This is a genomic window from Bradyrhizobium sp. MV1.5 (assembly GCF_055807615.1).
Map to the genome: position 1 here is coordinate 204,356 of NZ_JBVVPL010000006.1, position 16,699 is coordinate 221,054.

General features: G+C 64.1%; 19 protein-coding genes. 12 read left to right on the forward strand and 7 right to left on the reverse strand.

Annotated features, from left to right (window positions below; genetic code table 11):
• The first annotated feature begins 25 nt into the window (after nucleotides 1-25).
• Nucleotides 26-373 carry a hypothetical protein gene (locus AC0L2J_RS08700; protein WP_035975085.1) on the forward strand — a complete coding sequence of 116 codons (348 nt, stop codon included), beginning with the start codon at nucleotides 26-28 and terminating at the stop codon, nucleotides 371-373.
• A 25-nt stretch (nucleotides 374-398) separates the two neighbouring features.
• Here AC0L2J_RS08700 and AC0L2J_RS08705 read toward each other — a convergent pair whose 3' ends face one another.
• Entirely contained in the window at nucleotides 399-551 is a 153-nt protein-coding gene (locus AC0L2J_RS08705; protein WP_007611557.1) for a hypothetical protein, read from the reverse strand.
• A 90-nt stretch (nucleotides 552-641) separates the two neighbouring features.
• Nucleotides 642-1,289: a glutathione S-transferase family protein gene (locus AC0L2J_RS08710; RefSeq protein WP_007611556.1), complete on the reverse strand. Its 648-nt coding sequence runs from the start codon at nucleotides 1,287-1,289 to the stop codon at nucleotides 642-644.
• Nucleotides 1,290-1,416: 127 nt separating this feature from the next.
• On the opposite strand from AC0L2J_RS08710, the gene AC0L2J_RS08715 reads away from it, so the two are divergent.
• Both AC0L2J_RS08715 and AC0L2J_RS08720 read left to right on the forward strand, forming a co-directional pair.
• Nucleotides 1,417-1,731, forward strand: coding sequence for a hypothetical protein (locus AC0L2J_RS08715; protein WP_007611552.1), 315 nt, complete (start codon nucleotides 1,417-1,419; stop codon nucleotides 1,729-1,731).
• A gap of 136 nt (nucleotides 1,732-1,867) precedes the next feature.
• Entirely contained in the window at nucleotides 1,868-2,167 is a 300-nt protein-coding gene (locus AC0L2J_RS08720) for a twin-arginine translocation signal domain-containing protein (protein WP_007611550.1), read from the forward strand.
• A 144-nt stretch (nucleotides 2,168-2,311) separates the two neighbouring features.
• Here AC0L2J_RS08720 and AC0L2J_RS08725 read toward each other — a convergent pair whose 3' ends face one another.
• The 3 genes from AC0L2J_RS08725 to AC0L2J_RS08735 form a co-directional block, all read right to left on the reverse strand.
• Nucleotides 2,312-2,563, reverse strand: coding sequence for a GCG_CRPN prefix-to-repeats domain-containing protein (locus AC0L2J_RS08725; RefSeq protein ID WP_007603074.1), 252 nt, complete (start codon nucleotides 2,561-2,563; stop codon nucleotides 2,312-2,314).
• A 189-nt stretch (nucleotides 2,564-2,752) separates the two neighbouring features.
• On the reverse strand, nucleotides 2,753-3,763 hold the full coding sequence (locus AC0L2J_RS08730; protein ID WP_007611546.1) for an alpha/beta fold hydrolase: 1,011 nt from the start codon (nucleotides 3,761-3,763) through the stop codon (nucleotides 2,753-2,755).
• 101 nt (nucleotides 3,764-3,864) lie between these two features.
• On the reverse strand, nucleotides 3,865-4,563 hold the full coding sequence (locus tag AC0L2J_RS08735; RefSeq protein ID WP_007611544.1) for an ArsR family transcriptional regulator: 699 nt from the start codon (nucleotides 4,561-4,563) through the stop codon (nucleotides 3,865-3,867).
• A gap of 245 nt (nucleotides 4,564-4,808) precedes the next feature.
• On the opposite strand from AC0L2J_RS08735, the gene AC0L2J_RS08740 reads away from it, so the two are divergent.
• From AC0L2J_RS08740 to AC0L2J_RS08750, 3 genes are read left to right on the forward strand one after another with little or no spacing between them, the layout of a single operon-like run.
• Nucleotides 4,809-5,117 (forward strand): NIPSNAP family protein, encoded by a 309-nt coding sequence (locus AC0L2J_RS08740; RefSeq protein ID WP_007603076.1) that lies wholly within the window; start codon nucleotides 4,809-4,811, stop codon nucleotides 5,115-5,117.
• Between the two features lie 37 nt (nucleotides 5,118-5,154).
• Entirely contained in the window at nucleotides 5,155-5,505 is a 351-nt protein-coding gene (locus AC0L2J_RS08745) for an antibiotic biosynthesis monooxygenase family protein (protein ID WP_007611543.1), read from the forward strand.
• Between the two features lie 51 nt (nucleotides 5,506-5,556).
• The gene (locus AC0L2J_RS08750; protein WP_007611542.1) at nucleotides 5,557-6,366 is read left to right on the forward strand and encodes an isocitrate lyase/PEP mutase family protein; all 810 of its coding nucleotides are present in this window, start codon (nucleotides 5,557-5,559) and stop codon (nucleotides 6,364-6,366) included.
• Between the two features lie 58 nt (nucleotides 6,367-6,424).
• Here the strand turns inward: AC0L2J_RS08750 and AC0L2J_RS08755 are convergent, their stop codons facing one another.
• On the reverse strand, nucleotides 6,425-6,817 hold the full coding sequence (locus AC0L2J_RS08755; protein ID WP_063995956.1) for a hypothetical protein: 393 nt from the start codon (nucleotides 6,815-6,817) through the stop codon (nucleotides 6,425-6,427).
• Nucleotides 6,818-6,980: 163 nt separating this feature from the next.
• Here AC0L2J_RS08755 and AC0L2J_RS08760 point away from each other — a divergent pair, with 163 nt between their 5' ends.
• On the forward strand, nucleotides 6,981-7,631 hold the full coding sequence (locus tag AC0L2J_RS08760; protein ID WP_007611539.1) for a trimeric intracellular cation channel family protein: 651 nt from the start codon (nucleotides 6,981-6,983) through the stop codon (nucleotides 7,629-7,631).
• 1 nt (nucleotide 7,632) lies between these two features.
• Here AC0L2J_RS08760 and AC0L2J_RS08765 read toward each other — a convergent pair whose 3' ends face one another.
• Nucleotides 7,633-8,859 (reverse strand): c-type cytochrome, encoded by a 1,227-nt coding sequence (locus AC0L2J_RS08765; RefSeq protein ID WP_473388709.1) that lies wholly within the window; start codon nucleotides 8,857-8,859, stop codon nucleotides 7,633-7,635.
• Between the two features lie 279 nt (nucleotides 8,860-9,138).
• Here AC0L2J_RS08765 and AC0L2J_RS08770 point away from each other — a divergent pair, with 279 nt between their 5' ends.
• The 5 genes from AC0L2J_RS08770 to AC0L2J_RS08790 all read left to right on the forward strand — a co-directional run bounded on the left by AC0L2J_RS08770 (nucleotide 9,139) and on the right by AC0L2J_RS08790 (nucleotide 16,578).
• Nucleotides 9,139-12,630, forward strand: a complete 3,492-nt coding sequence (locus tag AC0L2J_RS08770; RefSeq protein ID WP_473388713.1) for an indolepyruvate ferredoxin oxidoreductase family protein — start codon at nucleotides 9,139-9,141, stop codon at nucleotides 12,628-12,630.
• A gap of 389 nt (nucleotides 12,631-13,019) precedes the next feature.
• Nucleotides 13,020-14,177 (forward strand): thiolase domain-containing protein, encoded by a 1,158-nt coding sequence (locus AC0L2J_RS08775; protein WP_473250638.1) that lies wholly within the window; start codon nucleotides 13,020-13,022, stop codon nucleotides 14,175-14,177.
• Complete coding sequence (locus AC0L2J_RS08780; RefSeq protein ID WP_007611535.1) at nucleotides 14,177-14,566, forward strand: Zn-ribbon domain-containing OB-fold protein; 390 nt, start codon at nucleotides 14,177-14,179, stop codon at nucleotides 14,564-14,566. Before AC0L2J_RS08775 ends, AC0L2J_RS08780 begins: the two co-directional genes overlap by 1 nt.
• Before the next feature lie 149 nt (nucleotides 14,567-14,715).
• The gene (locus tag AC0L2J_RS08785; protein WP_007611534.1) at nucleotides 14,716-15,576 is read left to right on the forward strand and encodes a MaoC family dehydratase; all 861 of its coding nucleotides are present in this window, start codon (nucleotides 14,716-14,718) and stop codon (nucleotides 15,574-15,576) included.
• A gap of 123 nt (nucleotides 15,577-15,699) precedes the next feature.
• Nucleotides 15,700-16,578, forward strand: coding sequence for an SDR family oxidoreductase (locus AC0L2J_RS08790; protein WP_473388720.1), 879 nt, complete (start codon nucleotides 15,700-15,702; stop codon nucleotides 16,576-16,578).
• Nucleotides 16,579-16,699 lie beyond the last annotated feature (121 nt).

Sequence of the window (16,699 nt, forward strand, 5' to 3'; positions counted from 1 at the left end):
AGTTGGCATGCTCTATCCGAATCCAATGACCGAAGACGATTCGACCGACGAGATTTCAGACATCGAAGCGCGGATCGAGCGCCTCGCCGAGATCGCTGAGCGGTGCCGAAAGTACATCCTGGCATCCAAGCTCGCGATCGGTGGCGGTGCTGCGCTGTTGCTGATCACGATCCTCGGTTTATTCGGGATGGGTCAGACCGCTGCGCTCGGATCGATCGCTCTGATGCTCGGCGGCATCGTCTCGCTTGGCTCGAACGTCAGCACGTTGCGGCAGACGGAGAGCGCGATCGCCGATGCGGAGGCGCTTCGGTCTCAATTGATCAGCCGCATCGACCTTCGCGTGGTCGCCGATACGCCGATGAAGCTGGTGTGACGCGGCGGCTTGCGGGGTACGAACGTCACGCCGCAACCCTGCGCGTCAGTACCTGCAGCTCCTCGCGGCATTCGGCTGCGAACGCCTGAAGCTGCTCCGCGGTTTGCCGGTCGAGGATCGCCTTTGCCAGTCTTTCGGCGCGGGCAAGCTGGTCTCTGAGAAATGCGATGCGGGCCATGTGTCACCTTCCGCAGGGTTGATTTGATGGCCGTAACCCTACGGGCATCGCCGGATTCATTATGTGAGGCACATCACACCCCACGCCGCGTCAGCGGGTCGCGTCCGCCGCCGCGAAATGCGCCATCTGGTCGGCGTGGGCCTTGGCGAAGGCCGGGCGGGCGGTGGCGCGCGCGAGGTAGGCGCGGCAGGCCGGATGTTCCGTGAGCCCGTCAAAATGATCGACGAGGCGCAGCACGTCTGACATCAGGATGTCGGCGACGGAGAAGGAGCCCGCCAGCCATTCGCGCGCCGCCAGCACCGGCTCCATGTGCTTGAGGCGGAGCTCAAGGAAGTCGTCGAAAAACTTCACGGCCGGTGAGCCGTCGGCATTCCCGGTGAACCTGAAAAGCGCCCAGGGCAGGCTCGCCATCTCCACGGAATTGAGCGCGGCGAATATCCATTCTTTTGCCTCAACACGGCCGTGCGGATCAGTCGGCATCAGCTTCGCGCTGAGTTCGCCAAGATGCTGCAGAATCGCACCGCTCTCGAAAATGGAGATGTCGCCGTCAGTCAGCCATGGTACCTGGCCGAACGGCTGGTGCGCGAGATGCGCGGCGCCGCGGCCGTCGAACGGCACGCTTGCGACGCGGTAGGGGAGCGCCGCCTCCTCAAGGGCCCAGCGTACGCGAAGGTCGCGCACAAAGCCGCGCGGGAGTTCGGGAACCCAGTTGAAGGTGGTCAGGGTGAGGTCGGCCATAGGTCGTCTCCGTGCTTTCTTGCGCATAGGACGGACGAGGGGCGCGCGGTCCGACACCGCTGCCAACTCTTTTTGTCGTCGCCGACGTAACCGGCTAGTCTCACCCCAAACAACAGGAGGAAATCCGATGCCGTCAGCCTTCTTCGTCGTCCGCGCCGTCGTCACCGATGCGGGCAAGCGCGCCGCCTTCGATAGATGGTACGAGACGGAACATCTGCCCGACGCGGTGAAGGTATTCGGTGTAGCTAAGGCCTGGCGGTTCTGGAGCCTCGACGATCCGTCACTGCATCAGGCGATGTATCAGTTCGAGAGCGAGGCTGCGCTGCAGGCCATGCTGAAGGGCGATGCGCTGACGCAGTTGGTGGCCGATTTCAACCGCGATTGGCCCGACGTGACGCGCACGCGCGAGTTGCTGGTGCTGGCGCAGGAGTTCGGCAAATAGAGCACCGGGCTACGGCGCTGCGAATCCTCCTGTCACCTGCGCAACGAAGCTGAACGCGCGATTCAGCTTCGGTTCATGTCGTCACCGCGACACTTCCTCTGCATCACTGGCACGACCATCCAAGAGGAAAGAAGTCATGGAGCGCCGGAATTTTTTGAAATTTGCAATCGGTGTCGCGGCCGGAGCTGCCGCGTTCACGGCCGCCGCAAAGGCTGCGCCGCTGGCGCCGCAGCCGCTCGGTGACCCCAGCACGCTGCAAGGCAATCCCGACGCTCATCCCGCGGTCACCAGCAGCGATGAAGCCGCGCAGTTGAAGCCGGAGCAGGTGCACTGGCACGGCCACCACCACCATTGGGGCTGGCGTCACCGTCATTGGGGTTGGCGCCGCCGTCACTGGGGCTGGCATCGCCGGCGATGGCACCGCCGCCATTGGTAAGCTTCGCGCAAGCCAGGCTTGAACGGGGACCGCGATCGCGGTCCCCGTTTTGATTCGAAACATCCCGGTGCGACGTCAAACGTCCAAAATAAATGGCCGCGCAGGCTTTCGCCGCGCGGCCATTTAGCTATGCAAAAAACGAGATCAGAACGGACGGCAGCGGCCGGCGTACCAGCGGAAGCCGTAGGGGCACACGCGCGCGCGCGGCACGACCACGACAGGGGCCGGCGCAACCACGATCGGACCCGGGCGGACAACGACCGGACCGCGCATCGGGCGGCAGCCGCCATAGGCGCCGCGATACCAGCCGGGGCCGCAACCGCCGGCGGCGCTGGCCGCCTCGCTGAAACCAACGACCGCGCTGGCGAGCATCACGGCGGCAAACAGGTATTTCATTTGATCTTCCTTCTCGTCTTGGGGCAGGTTCTATAGGGCTTGGCACTTTCGGCGCACCATGAATCAAAAGACACGATTCGACACGTTAAAATCGCAACATGCCGACACGACGCGAGCCAAATCTGCCAATCATGACCTGAATGCGGCATGAACATTCCCCGCACGCGGCTCCGGACGACAGCAATGTCGCTAGCGGCCGAGAAAGTTCAGGACCAGCTCGTTGTACTTCTCAGGCGCCTCCAGGAAGACGAGATGGCCGGTGTCCGGGATCACCTCGGCGCGCGCATTCGGCATCTTCGCGGCGAGTGCCTTCGCCAGCTCGGCGTTCTCGCCCATTTTCGCGCGCAGCGCCTCCGGCGCGCTCAGTCGGCCCGGTGCGTTGTGGTCGTCGGCGCCCATGATGAACAGCGTCGGCTCGGTGATCAGTGCGATCTCGTGCGCCACCGGCTCACGATAGATCATCTGGCCCGAGCTGACGAAGGCGCGCAGCCAGCGCGGATAATCCGGGCTGCCCTTGATGTTGAAGCGGGCGTCGATGAACGGCGTGATCGCCTCAGCCGGCAGCTTGATCGCGTAATTGGTCTGGAGCTGCTTGCGATAGCCGTCGGCCGTGAGCTTGTCCTCGGTCTCGATGATCTTTTCGGTCGGCGTCGGCGGCACATACAGGCGGTAATCTTCCAGCCCGATCGGGGCCGTCAGAACAAGGTGCGCGACGCGGTCGGGAAAGGCGCGGGCGATGCGGACGCCCAGCATGCCGCCGAGCGAATGGGCGATGATCTCGGCCTTGTCGATCTTCAGATGATCGAGCAGCGCGATGGTGTTGCGCGCCAGATTGTCGAAATGCAGCTCGCCCGTCGGCTTGGAGGATTTGCCGAAGCCGATCTGGTCCGGCACCACGACGCGGAAGCCGGCCTCGCTCAGCATCTTGATAACAGGCGCCCAGTAGCTCGACGGGAAGTTGCGCCCGTGCAGCAGCACGACGGCGCGGCCGTTGGGCTGCGCAGGCGACACGTCCATATAGGCCATGCTGAGCTGCTCGCCGTCATTGACAACAGGCAGCAGGTGCACGGGGTAAGGATAGGCAAAGCCTTCGAGCGCGATGCCGTAAGGTTCGCGCGGGGCGGCGTCGGCGGCGCGCGTGGAGGTGAGCGGAGAGGCGATGAGGGCGGCGACGAGCGCGGCCCAAGCGAAGCGGTTCATGAAGTCTCTGAGGGTCATGGAACGATGGTTCGCATAATGACGTGGACGGCCGCGGGTCAAGCCCGGCCGCGACGAGAGACGTCGTTCACACGGAGTTGTGTCTATTCCCGCCCATCACCGAACAACGCGGCAAACTGCTTCTCGCCGGTGCGGGTGAAATTCACCACGCGGCTGCCGGGCGTGGCGTCGCGGGCGGCCCATTTCAGCTCGGCGAAACGCTGCATCATGGCGGCGCCCAGCGTGCCGGCGAGATGGTGGCGCCGCTCGCTCCAGTCGAGGCAGGCCTTGCAGACCGGCCGGCGCGGATGGGTGAGCATATCGGGCGAGATCTGCAAATGCTTCGCCAGGAAGCGCTCGCCCTCCGCCGTCAGCTCGATCTCCTGCTTCTTCTGCCTGACCAGGTTTTTCGCACGCAGGGTGTCGAGCATCTGCACGCCGAGATCGCCGGCGAGATGGTCGTAGCAGATCCGCGCACGCCGCAGCGCCGGATCCTTCGGCCCGGTGCGCACGCGCATATGGCCGGTCCGCGCGGCGAGGCCCGCAAGGCCCTCCAGCACACCGGCGACGTCGTCGTCGGTGAGACGGTAGTAGCGGTGGCGGCCCTGCTTCTCCGGTTCGATCAGGCCACCGGCCTCGAGCTTGGAAAGATGCGAGCTTGCGGTCTGCGGTGTGATGCCGGCCTCCTGCGCCAGCTCGCTCGCGGTGAGCGCGCGGCCGTTCATCAGCGCCGTGAGCATATTGGCGCGTGCGGGATCGCCGACGAGCGAGGCGATCATGGCGATGTCGGGACCTGATTTCATGCTTCGATGGTAGCCGAAGCATTGCGGTCGGGCAAGCGCGTAGCGTTGTGTTGCTCGTCATTGCGAGCGAACGGCGTAGCACGACTGAAATCTCGATCCTCACCCTGAGGAGCGCGCTCTTGCGCGCGTCTCGAAGGGCGAGGTCACCGGCGGGGCCGTCATCCTTCGAGACGCTTGGCTCGCGCCAAGCTCCTCAGGATGAGGAGCTGGCGCTTCGCTCGCGCAAACAAGGAAAGGAAACTTAGATGTCCGTCACCGTCTTCATCCGCTACCAGCTCGATCCCTTCAAGCGCGCGCAGTTCGAGGAATATTCGAAGCGCTGGCTCACCATTATCCCGAAATGCGGCGGCGATCTGATCGGCTATTTCATGCCGCACGAGGGCACCAACAACATCGCGTTTGCGCTGATCACCTTCGAGAGTTTGGCTGCGTATGAGGCCTATCGCGCTCGGCTGCGTCAGGATACGGAAGGCATGGCGAACTTCCACTTCGCCGAGGAGCACAAATTCATCCTCGCGGAAGAGCGCACGTTTCTGCGCCAAGTGGTTTTGTAAGTGGTATCGTAGGCCATCAACTCAAGGAGAGACGCCCATGATCGCCGTGATCTTCGAGGTCTGGCCGAAGCCGGAACACCGCCAGGATTATTTCGACCTCGCGGCCGACCTCAAGCCGATCCTGCAAACCATCGACGGCTTCATCTCGGTCGAGCGTTTCGAGAGCCTGACCGACAAGGGCAAGATCTTGTCGATGTCGTTCTGGCGGGACGAGGCGGCCGTGCAAGCCTGGCGCAACACGATGGAGCATCGTCGCACCCAGGCCAAGGGCCGCGCGAAAATCTTCGCCGATTATCATCTGCGTATCGCCAGCGTCATCCGTGACTACAGCATGAATGATCGCGAGCAGGCGCCGAAGGACAGCCGCGCGGTGCACGACGCACACTAGCGCTCGCGGCGGCACGTCCCCATCTCTGCGCGGCAAACAAGGGAGAGAAACATGCATGTGACAACTGCTGACAAGCGCGCGACCTTCAGGAAGATGCACGAGAGCGGCTGCTTCATCCTGCCCAATCCGGTCGACGTCGGCAGCGCAAAAGCGTTGCAGCATCTCGGTTTCAAGGCGCTCGCGTCGTCGAGTGCCGGCTTTGCCTGGACCATCGGCAAGGCCGACAACCATGTCAGCGTCGAGGAGGTCTGTCAGCATCTGGCAGCACTGAGCACGTCCGTCGACATCCCCGTGAACGCGGATTTCGAGGGCGGCTTTGCGGTCGAGCCGCACCAGGTCGCGGACAATGTCGAGCGCTGTGCGCGCACCGGCGTTGCCGGCCTGTCGATCGAGGATTCCACCGGCGACAAGGACAAGCCAATCTACGAGCGCACGCTCGCAGTCGAGCGCATCCAGGCGTCGCGCAAGGCGATCGGCGATAGCGGCGTGCTGCTGGTCGGGCGCTGCGAGGCGTACCTGTGGGGCGTGACCGACCTCAAGCTCGTCATCGACCGGCTCACCGCTTACGCCGATGCCGGCGCCGATTGCCTTTACGCGCCGGGCCTGAAGAGCCGCGAGGACATCGCCGCGGTGGTGAAGGCTGTCGCACCCAAACCATTCAACCTGCTGATCGGCGGCTCTGGGCTGTCATTGCAGGAAGCTGCCGATCTTGGCGTGCGCCGGATCAGCGTCGGCGGTTCACTCGCTCGTGCCGCCTGGGGCGGCTTCATGCGGGCCGCGAAAGAAATGGCAGAGAAGGGCACCTTCGCGGAACTCGCGAGCGGATATCCCGGCGGCGAGCTCAACAAGATATTCAGCTAGAGACAGACGAAGGCGGCGGGATGTGAGTCCCGCCGCTGTCGCATATTGTTGCAAATCGTTACTTCGCGGCGCCAGCCGGTGCCGGCGTATCCGGGGCCGGCTTGCTCGGCGCGGCGCCCGTGGTCACGCCCGGCGCGGTGTTGGTGCGGGGCGTCACGTCACGCATGCCGGGCGGTGCAGCCGGATTGGTAGCCGGCGCCTGCTGGGCTGTCTGCGTTGCCGGCGTGGTGCTCGCCTGGTTGCTGGTGCCGGTGTTGTTCAGGCCATAGAATACGGCGCCCAGCACCAAGGCGATGGCCACTGCGAACAGGGCTATCTTGCCGCTGGAGGCGGGGCCTTCGCCAAGCTCGGGGTCGACCTGAAGCTGGGCATCCCGTCGCGCCGCATTGCGATATTCATCATCGGCGAGATTCGGGCGGTACGGATCGTTGGTAAAACGGTCGTCAGCCATCGATTGGTTCTCCTCGATTATTGCGGCTGGACAACCCTTAGATGCGAGCTTCTGTTCCGCCCTCCTTAGTGCTTTCGTCGTATGTTGCGCCCGCGGCGGGAATCGGGAACCTGTTCGCTGGGTACCTGAAGCGTAAGTTCCGCTGGCGGGAAGGAAGCAAACGATGTGGAGCTTGCCGCCGAGCGATAGCGTGCTGCATCTGTTGTCGCTGGTCGCGGTGGCGGCGCAAGGCATGACGGCCGCGCTCGCTGCCGGCCGCCGCAGCATGGACTGGCTCGGCGTCTGCTTCCTCGGCTGCATCACGGCGCTCGGCGGCGGCACCTTGCGCGATCTCTTTCTCGGTCATTATCCCCTGGCTTGGGTGCAAAACCCCATCTACCTCGCAATGGCCGGAGGCGCCGCCTTCCTCACCATCCTGATGGCGCGGCTGGTCCACCGGCTGAAACTGGCCTTCATCGTGCTCGATGCCATCGGCCTCGTCGTCTTCACCATGACCGGCTGCGACATCGCCTGGCAGATGGATGCCACGCTGCCGATCGTCATCGTCTCCGGCATGGTGACCGGCTGCGCCGGCGGGGTGTTGCGCGACGTGCTCTGCAACGACGTGCCGCTGCTGTTTCGCTCCGAGCTCTATGCCAGCGTCTCGGTGGTGACGGGGCTGTTCTATGCCACCGCGTTCGGTCTCAAGCTGAACGCCGAGCTCTGGACCATTTTGACGTTCGCCCTCGGCATCAGCTTCCGTCTCCTCGCGGTGCGCTACAAATGGGAGATGCCGAAATTCGTGTTCACGGAAGAGGAGGAGCGGGAGCCTTGAGCTAGGGCTCCTGCTTCCGCGCCCTCGCCACCTGCGCCGGCGTCACCAGCGGCGCGGCGTTGCCCCAGGAATTGCGGATGTAGTTCGTCACCGCCGCGACTTCTTCGTCGGAGAGCTGGCTGGAATAGGCCGGCATCTCGCCGGTGTTGGGCGCGCGCGGCGTGGTCACGGTGTGGGCGCCGTCGAGGATGATGCGCAAGGTCGAGGACGGATTGACCGATTGCAGCAGCGCGTTGGCAGGCAGCGGCGGATAGATGCGCGGTGCGCCTGTGCCGTCGGCCTCATGGCAGGCGATGCAGAGCTTGGCGTAGACGGCCTGGCCGGCTTTCATCTCGGCATCGTCGGGCGGCGTCACGATCGTCTCACGCCGTGCCGGCGGCAGGTTCTTCAGGTAAACCGCGATTGCGCGCACGTCGGCATCGCTCATCTTCGAGGTCGAGTTGGTGACCACCTCTGCCATCAGCCCGCCGGCATGGCTCCTGGCGTTGCGCCCGCTCTGAAGATATTCCGTGACGTCCTCGACACTCCACGATTTCAGCCCGCTACGGGCCGCGCCATCGAGCCGTGGCGCGTACCAGCCGCCGACCTCGTTGCCCGCGAGGGCCTGCGCCTGCTTGTCCGCGCCAAAATAGTTCTTCGGCGTATGGCAGGCGCCGCAATGACCGAGCCCGGTGACGAGATAGCCGCCTCGATTCCAGGCCGCGCTCTGGCTTTGGTCCGGCTCGAACAAGCCCGGCTTGAAATACATCATGTTCCAGATCCGCATCAGGCCGCGATAGCCAAACGGCCAGCGCAGCTCCGGCGGCTTGTTGCGGCTCGTGACGGCCGCGAGCGTTCCGAGATACGCCCGGATCGCCAGTGTGTCGTCCTTCGTCATCCGCGTGAAATAGGGGTAAGGGAACGCCGGGTAATAGTTGGAGCCGTCGGGCGCGACGCCGGTGCGCACGGCGCGGGTGAAGTCGGCGTCGGTCCACGCGCCGATCCCGGTGTCGCGATCCGGCGTCAGGTTCGGCGCGTAGATCGCGCCGAAGGGAGTGGCGATGCGCTTTCCGCCCGCGAACGGTTTGGCGGGATCGGCGGTGTGGCAGCCCGCACAGCCGCCGGCCTCCACCAGCGCCTTGCCGGTGGCGATCAGCTCCGGTGACGGCTCGGCAGCGACGGCCGCGCTCGCAACCGCACTGCACAACGCCAGACCCACGACAGCCAAGCCAGCCAGAATCGTCCGCATCGAAAGCCTCTCCTGCGACCCATCGACGCCGTCCGGGATGACTGGGCATCAATTCGTTGCGCGACGGCGGGGGTATGGTGACACAAAATGAAAATCGCGGATGCCATGCAGCCACGAAATTGCGATTTTTACCCGGCGCTGCCTTTGGTCCAGAATTGTGATGCGGAGCGTGAAATATCCGACATAGAGTGGCGGAAATGGTCGGCGCGCCCTAGCTAAAAACAACGGGCAGGCAACGGCTTAAGCAGCCAGGCGCTCAAAAGGGCGGAAGAGGACATAATGGGCATCAACCAGGGTCCGATCAGTCTCGATCAGAAATACACCCAGGACACCGGACATATTTTCACGACCGGCATTCAGGCCCTGGTCCGCCTGCCGATGGCCCAGATCCGGCGCGACCGTGCCGCGGGGCTGAACACCGCGGGCTTCATCTCCGGCTATCGCGGCTCGCCGCTCGGCAGCTATGACCAGCAGCTGTTCGCCGCGCGCAAGCATCTCGAGCAGTACAAAATCAAGTTCCAGCCCGGCGTGAATGAGGACCTGGCCGCGACCGCGGTCTGGGGCTCGCAGCAGCTCAACCTCTCGCCCGGCGCGCAGTATGACGGTGTGGTCGGCATCTGGTACGGCAAGGGCCCCGGCGTCGATCGCTGCGGCGACGTCTTCCGCCACGGCAATGCCGCGGGCTCCGCCAAGAACGGCGGCGTCCTGTGTCTGGCCGGCGACGACCACGGCGCAAAATCCTCAACGGTCCCGCATCAATCCGACCACGCCTTCATGTCGGCGCTCATGCCCTATCTCTACCCGTCGAGCGTCCACGAAATGATCGAGATGGGCCTTCTGGGTATCGCGATGTCGCGCTATTCGGGCTGCTGGGTCGGCATGAAGGTGATCACCGAGACGGTGGAGACCACCGCCGAGATCGACCTTACCGACGAGATGACGCCGTTCGTGATCCCGACCGATTTCGAGATGCCCGAAGGCGGCCTCAATCTGCGCTGGCCCGACGACCGCTTCGCCCAGGACCGCCGCCTGCAGGACTACAAGGGCTTTGCCGCGATCGCCTTTGCGCGCGCCAACAAGGTCAATCGCATCACCATGGACTCGCCGAACGCCCGCTACGGCATCATGGCGTCCGGCAAGAGCTACGAGGATATCCGGCAAGCACTGCGCGAGCTCGGCATCACGCCCGAGGTCGCCGCCAAGATCGGGCTTCGATTGTACAAGATCGGCATGCCCTGGCCTCTGGAGCCGGAAGGCGTCAGGCAGTTCGCCGTGGGTCTCGAGGAAATCTTCATCATCGAAGAGCGCCGCGAGATCGTCGAGAACCAAGTGAAGCAGGAGCTGTTCAACTGGCGCGACGACGTCCGTCCTCGGATCATCGGCAAGATGGACGACCACGACAAGCGCTTCCTCCCTTTCGCCGAAGAACTCAGCGTCGCCTCGCTGGCGAGTTCGCTCACAGAGCGTCTGCTTCGACTTGATCTCAATCCCGAAATTGCAACGATGCTGCGCGCCAAGGCCGATTGGTTCAACGGCCGCCAGGCGTCGCAAATGCAGGCGACCGCGCCTGTCGCCCGCACCCCGTATTTCTGCTCCGGCTGCCCGCACAACACATCGACCAAGGTGCCCGAAGGCAGTCGCGCCTTTGCCGGCATCGGTTGCCACTTCATGGCCCTGTGGATGGATCGCTCCACCGAGACCTTCACGCACATGGGGGGCGAGGGTGTGCCGTGGGTCGGCGTTGCCCCCTTCACCAAGGAAGAGCACGTGTTCGCCAATCTCGGCGACGGCACGTATTTCCACTCCGGCAGCCTCGCGATCCGCCAGGCGATCGCCTCCGGCGCCAACATCACCTACAAGATCCTCTATAACGACGCGACCGCGATGACCGGCGGCCAGCATGTCGACGGCGAATTGTCGCCGCAACAGATCACCTTCCAGCTTCACAGCGAAGGCATCCGCGAGATCTATCTGGTCTCCGAAAATCCCGACGCCTATCCGGCGAACGAGATCGCGCCCGGCGTCAAGACAGCGCATCGTGACGAGCTCGACGCGGTCCAGAAAACGTTGCGCAAGGTCAAGGGCGCGTCCGCGATCGTCTTCGTGCAGACTTGCGCCGCGGAGAAGCGCCGCCGCCGCAAGCGCGGCACGATGGAAGATCCGGCGCGCCGTGTGCTCATCAATCCCGCGGTGTGTGAAGGCTGCGGCGATTGCTCGGTGCAGTCGAACTGCATTTCGGTCGAGCCGCTGGAGACCGAGTTCGGCCGCAAGCGCGCCATCAACCAGTCGACCTGCAACAAGGATTATTCCTGCGTCAAAGGCTTTTGCCCGTCCTTCGTCACCGTCGACGGCGGCAAGATGCGCAAGCGTGCGCCGGCGGGCGTCGGCGATATCGGCGATCTGCCCGAGCCGGCATCGCGCCCGAACCTGGACAAGCCCTACAACATCGCAGTCGGCGGCGTTGGCGGCACCGGCGTGCTGACGATCGGCGCGCTGCTCGGCATGGCCGCCCATATCGAGGGCAAGGCCTCGATGATCCTCGACATGTCGGGTCTGGCGCAGAAGGGCGGGGCGGTGCTCAGCCATGTGCGCCTGTCGGATCACCCGGCCGAGGTGACCTGCTCGCGCATCGTCACCGGCACGGCCGATGTCGTGCTCGCCGCCGATGAGGTGGTCGCGGTTGCCAAGGACACCATCTCGCTTTGCGACAGCAGCCGCACCCGCGGCATCATCAACAGCCACGTCATTCCCACCGCCGATTTCGTCCTCAACCGCGATTTCAACTTCCAGACCCGCAAGCTGAACGGGTTGCTGGAAACCGCGCTGCATAAGGACTCTGTGTTTTTCGACTTCACCAAGCCGGCCGAGCAGCTGCTCGGCGACAGCATCGCCACCAACATGATGATGATGGGGTATGCCTATCAGAAGGGCCTCTTGCCGCTGTCGGCGGAGGCGATCGAGCAGGCGATCGAGGTCAACGGCGTCTCGATCAAGATGAACAAGGAAGCGTTCAGGCTCGGCCGCCTCGCGGTTGCCGATCCCCAGCGTCTTGCCGACATGCTGAAGGGAACTGATGAGGCCGTTGCGCCCAGGACCCTGGACGCCATGACGCTCGACGAGCTCGTCGAGCATCGCGCCAGGCATCTCACCGCCTATCAGAACGGCCGGCTGGCCAAGCGCTACCGCAAGCTGGTGGACCAGGTCAGCGACGCCGCCAGGCAGGGCGGCTATGACGAGGCGTTGACGCGCGCCGTTGCGGTCAACTACGCAAAACTGCTGGCCTACAAGGACGAATACGAAGTCGCGCGCCTTTACTCCGACGGTGCGTTCGAAAAGCAGCTCCGCGATCAGTTCGAAGGCGACTTCAAGTTCAACTTCAATCTGGCGCCGCCGATTCTCAGCAGGGGCGTCGATGCGCTCGGCCGCCCGAAGAAGCGCGCGTTCGGCCCGTGGATGCTTCCGGTGTTCCGCGTGCTGGCAAAATTCAAGTTCCTGCGCGGTACGCCGCTCGACATCTTCGGTCGTAGCGCCGACCGCAAGCTCGAACGCGACCTGATCGTAGGTTACGAGAAGGACGTCGCCACCGTGCTCGGCCTGCTGTCGCCGCTCACGATCGACACCGCGGTGGAGCTGCTGTCGTTGCCCGACCGCATCCGCGGCTACGGCCCAGTGAAGGAGAAGGCCGTCGCGGACGCCAAGGCCCGCTACGCCCAGCTCGCCGCCGATTTGGCCAACCCGCCGCCCGCGCCGAGGCAGATCGCGGCGGAGTAGAATTTGTGGGGTGGGGGTCGCTAATCCACCCACCAAATTCTTGTTGGAAATCAACCACCCCTCTACTGTGCATGGGGTTGTTTTCGCGAAAAGGGTTTTTCGATAAAGCGAAACCGCTTGTGCCGTCGGGCAAAACACCTTTAGGGTTCTGCCCGTCGTTCCCGTCATTGCGAGCGCAGCGAAGCAATCCAGAAATGCGTCCGCGGAAAGATTCCTGGATTGCTTCGCTGCGCTCGCAATGGCTGCTCCGGAAGCAGAGGCGCTCCAACCGACCGTCCATTTGCGCCAACCCGCTGCCCTCTCGCCCGGCGGAATATTTCCGCGCTTGCCAACAGGGCAGCAGCGGTTCAGAAAAAACCGGAAGTGAGAAACGCCAGCGGAGACCTTATTTGACCATCAAGGGCAAGGCCTACATTGCCGGGATTTTTGAACACCCGACCCGGCATGCACCGGACAAATCCACCGCGCAGCTCCATGCCGAGGTCGCCAAAGGCGCGATCGAGGATGCCGGGCTCTCCAAGGACGATGTCGACGGCTATTTCTGCGCGGGCGACGCCCCGGGCGGCGCCTGGCCGATGGTCGATTATCTCGGTCTGAACACCAAGAAACTTCGTCATGTCGATTCCACCGAGACCGGCGGCTGCTCCTACATCATCCATCTCGGCCATGCCGCCGAAGCGATTGCCGCGGGCAAGTGCTCGATCGCGCTGATCACGCTCGCCGGCAAGCCGCGCACCGGGGCGATGCCGCCACGCGCGGCTGGCGCCGAGGCCGATTTCGAGACGGCTTACGGCGCGACGACGCACAATGCCTACGGCATGTGTGCCATGCGCCATATGCACGACTATGGCACCACGAGCGAGCAGCTCGCCTGGATCAAGGTCGCGGCCTCGCACCACGCGCAATACAATCCGCATGCGATGCTGAAGGACGTCGTCACCGTCGAGGACGTCCTGAACTCCCCGATGATCTCCGATCCCTTGCACCGCATGGATTGCTGCGTCGTCTCCGACGGCGGCGGCGCGCTGATCGTGACGACGCCCGAGATCGCCAAGAGCCTGAAGAAGCCGCTCGTCAGACTGATCGGCCACGGCGAGGCGATGAAGGGCCCGCGCGGCGGCAAGGATCTCGACCTCACTTACTCCGCCGGCATCTGGTCCGGCCCGCGCGCCTTCGAGGAAGCCGGCATCACGCCGAAGGACATCAAATACGCCTCGATCTACGACAGCTTCACCATCACGGTGCTGATGCAGCTCGAGGATCTCGGCTTCTGCAAGAAAGGCGAGGGCGGCAAGTTCGTCGCCGACGGCAATTTGATCTCGGGCGTGGGCAAGCTGCCGTTCAACACCGATGGCGGTGGTCTCTGCAGCAACCATCCTGTCAACCGCGGCGGCATGACCAAGATCCTCGAGGCTGTGCGGCAACTGCGCGGCGAGGCGCATCCGAAGGTGCAGGTCAAGAATTGCGATCTCGCCATCGCCCACGGCACCGGCGGCTTGCTCGGTGTCCGCCACGCCGCCTCGACTGCCATTCTGGAGCGCGTGTGATGAGCGAAGCCAAGAAATATCCGGCGCCGGTGACGAACCCCGAAACTGCCGCGTTCTGGGACGCCGCCAAGCAGGGCAAGTTCATGATCAAGCGCTGCACCGCCTGCGGCGAGGCGCACTACTTCCCACGCGCGATCTGCCCGTTCTGCTACTCCGACAAGACGGTGTGGGAAGAGTCTTCGGGCGAAGGCACGATCTACACTTACAGCTTGATGCGGAAGTCGCCGACCGGTCCTTACGCGATCGGCTACGTCACGCTGAAGGAGGGGCCGTCGCTCCAGACCAATTTCGTCGATTGCGATCTGACGACGTTGAAGATCGGCCAGAAGGTGAAGGTGGTGTTCAAGCCGACCGACGGCGCGCCGCTGCCGTTCTTTACGCCGGCGTAGGGCGGTCCTCATCCTGAGGGGCTTGCGAAGCAAGCGTCTCGAAGGATGGCCACGACAAGAAAGCGTTTCGGGCATCCTCATGGTTCGAGACGGCGCAAGAGCGCCTCCTCACCATGAGGATGAGCACCACGGGGAGGAAAACAGCAAAAATGTCCGCCAGATACGACGAACTCAAAGGCCTCAAAAACCTCGGCCAGAAATATGCCTACACCGACCGCGAAGTGATGCTCTACGCCTACGGTATCGGGCTCGGCGCTGATCCGATGGACGAAAACGAGCTAGCCTTTGTCAACGAGGGCACGCTGACGCCGCGGCCGCTCAAGGTGGTGCCGACCTTTGCGTCCGTTGCCGCATGGGGCGCAGGGCCCGGCGAGATGAACCTCAACCGCGTGATGGTGGTGGATGGTGAGCGCGACATCACCTTCCACCAGTCGCTGCCGGTGGCCGCGCACATCACCGCCGATTCCTCCGTGGTCGAAGTCTACGACAAGGGCAAGGAAAAGGGCGTCGTCATCAGCCACCAGACCGTGCTCAAGAACGAGAAGGGCGAGAAGCTGGCGACGCTGGTTGCCTCGCGCTTCGCCCGCGGCGATGGCGGCTTTGGCGGGCCGAACCTGACCCAGCCGGATCCGCACAAGATCCCCTCGCGCGCACCCGACAGGACCATCGACATCGTCACGCGCCCCGACCAGGCGCTGGTCTATCGTCTCTGCGGCGACCGCAACCCGCTGCACTCCGATCCCGAATTCGCGAAGAAGGCCGGCTTCCCGCGCCCGATCCTGCACGGCATGTGCACCTACGGCATCACCTGCCGCGGCGTGCTCCAGACCTATGCCGACTACGACGCCTCCGCCTTCCGTCAGCACGTCGCGCGGTTCTCCTCGCCGGTGTATCCCGGTGAGACCGTGACCATGGACCTCTGGAAGGACGGCAGCGTGATCTCGTTCGAAGCCAAGGTGAAGTCGCGCGGCGTCACCGTGATCAAGAACGGCAAGACGGTGTTGGCGTAGCCTCCGCTGTCATTACGGGGCGCGCGAAGCGCGAACCCGGAATCTCGCGCTACAACCTCCGGATTCCGGGTTCAGCGCTGCGCGCTGCCCCGGAATGACAATAGAAACCAGGGAGACGCCACCATGGGACTACTCGACGGCAAGGTTGCGCTGATCACCGGCGCGGGCGGGGGACTCGGTGAGGCCTACGCAAAGCTGTTCGCGCGGGAAGGGGCCTCCGTCGTCGTCAACGACCTCGGCGGTCCCCGTGACGGCTCCGGCGCCGACACATCGATGGCGCAGCTCGTGGTGGATGCGATCAAGGCCGAGGGCGGCAAGGCGGTCGCCAATGGTGCCGACATCTCCACCATGGAAGGCGGCCAGTCGGTGTTCGACGACGCCATCAAGCATTTCGGCCGCGCCGACATCCTCGTCAACAATGCCGGCATTCTGCGCGACCAGACCTTCGCCAAGGCCTCTGAGTCCGACTGGGACAAGGTCATCAAGGTGCATCTGAAGGGCACCTTTTGTTGCACCATGCCGGTGTTTCGCTGGATGCGGGAAAACGGCGGCGGCGTCATCGTCAACACCTCCTCGACCTCGGGCCTGATCGGCAATTTCGGCCAGAGCAATTACGGCGCGGCCAAGGGCGGCATCTGGGGCCTGTCCAACGTGCTGGCGATCGAGGGCCGCAAATACAACATCCGGATCTGGACGCTTGCACCGGGCGCGCTGACCCGCATGACCGCAGACCTGCCCCGCTATAAGGAGAACCCCGGCGCGGCGCTGGGGCCGGACGGCATCGCGCCGGCCGTGCTATACATGGTCAGCGACTTGTCCGGCGACCAGACCGGCAAGGTGCTGGGCGTGTCCGGGCCCCGCGGCGTGCGCGAAATGCGGATGATGGAAATGGACGGCTGGAAGCCGCCGCACACGGGCTGGAACGCCCGCGACGTCGCCGATCATGCCAAGGAGATCTTCTTCTCCGAAGAGCAGATCAAGATGGGAGCGCGGCGGTTTTGACAGGCCGTCATCCCGGGGCACGCGAAGCGTGAGCCCGGGATCCATGGTACAGCACGCGCAGCAGATAAATGGATTCCGGGCTCGTGCTTCGCACGTCCCGGAATGACCGAGGAAGAGAGAC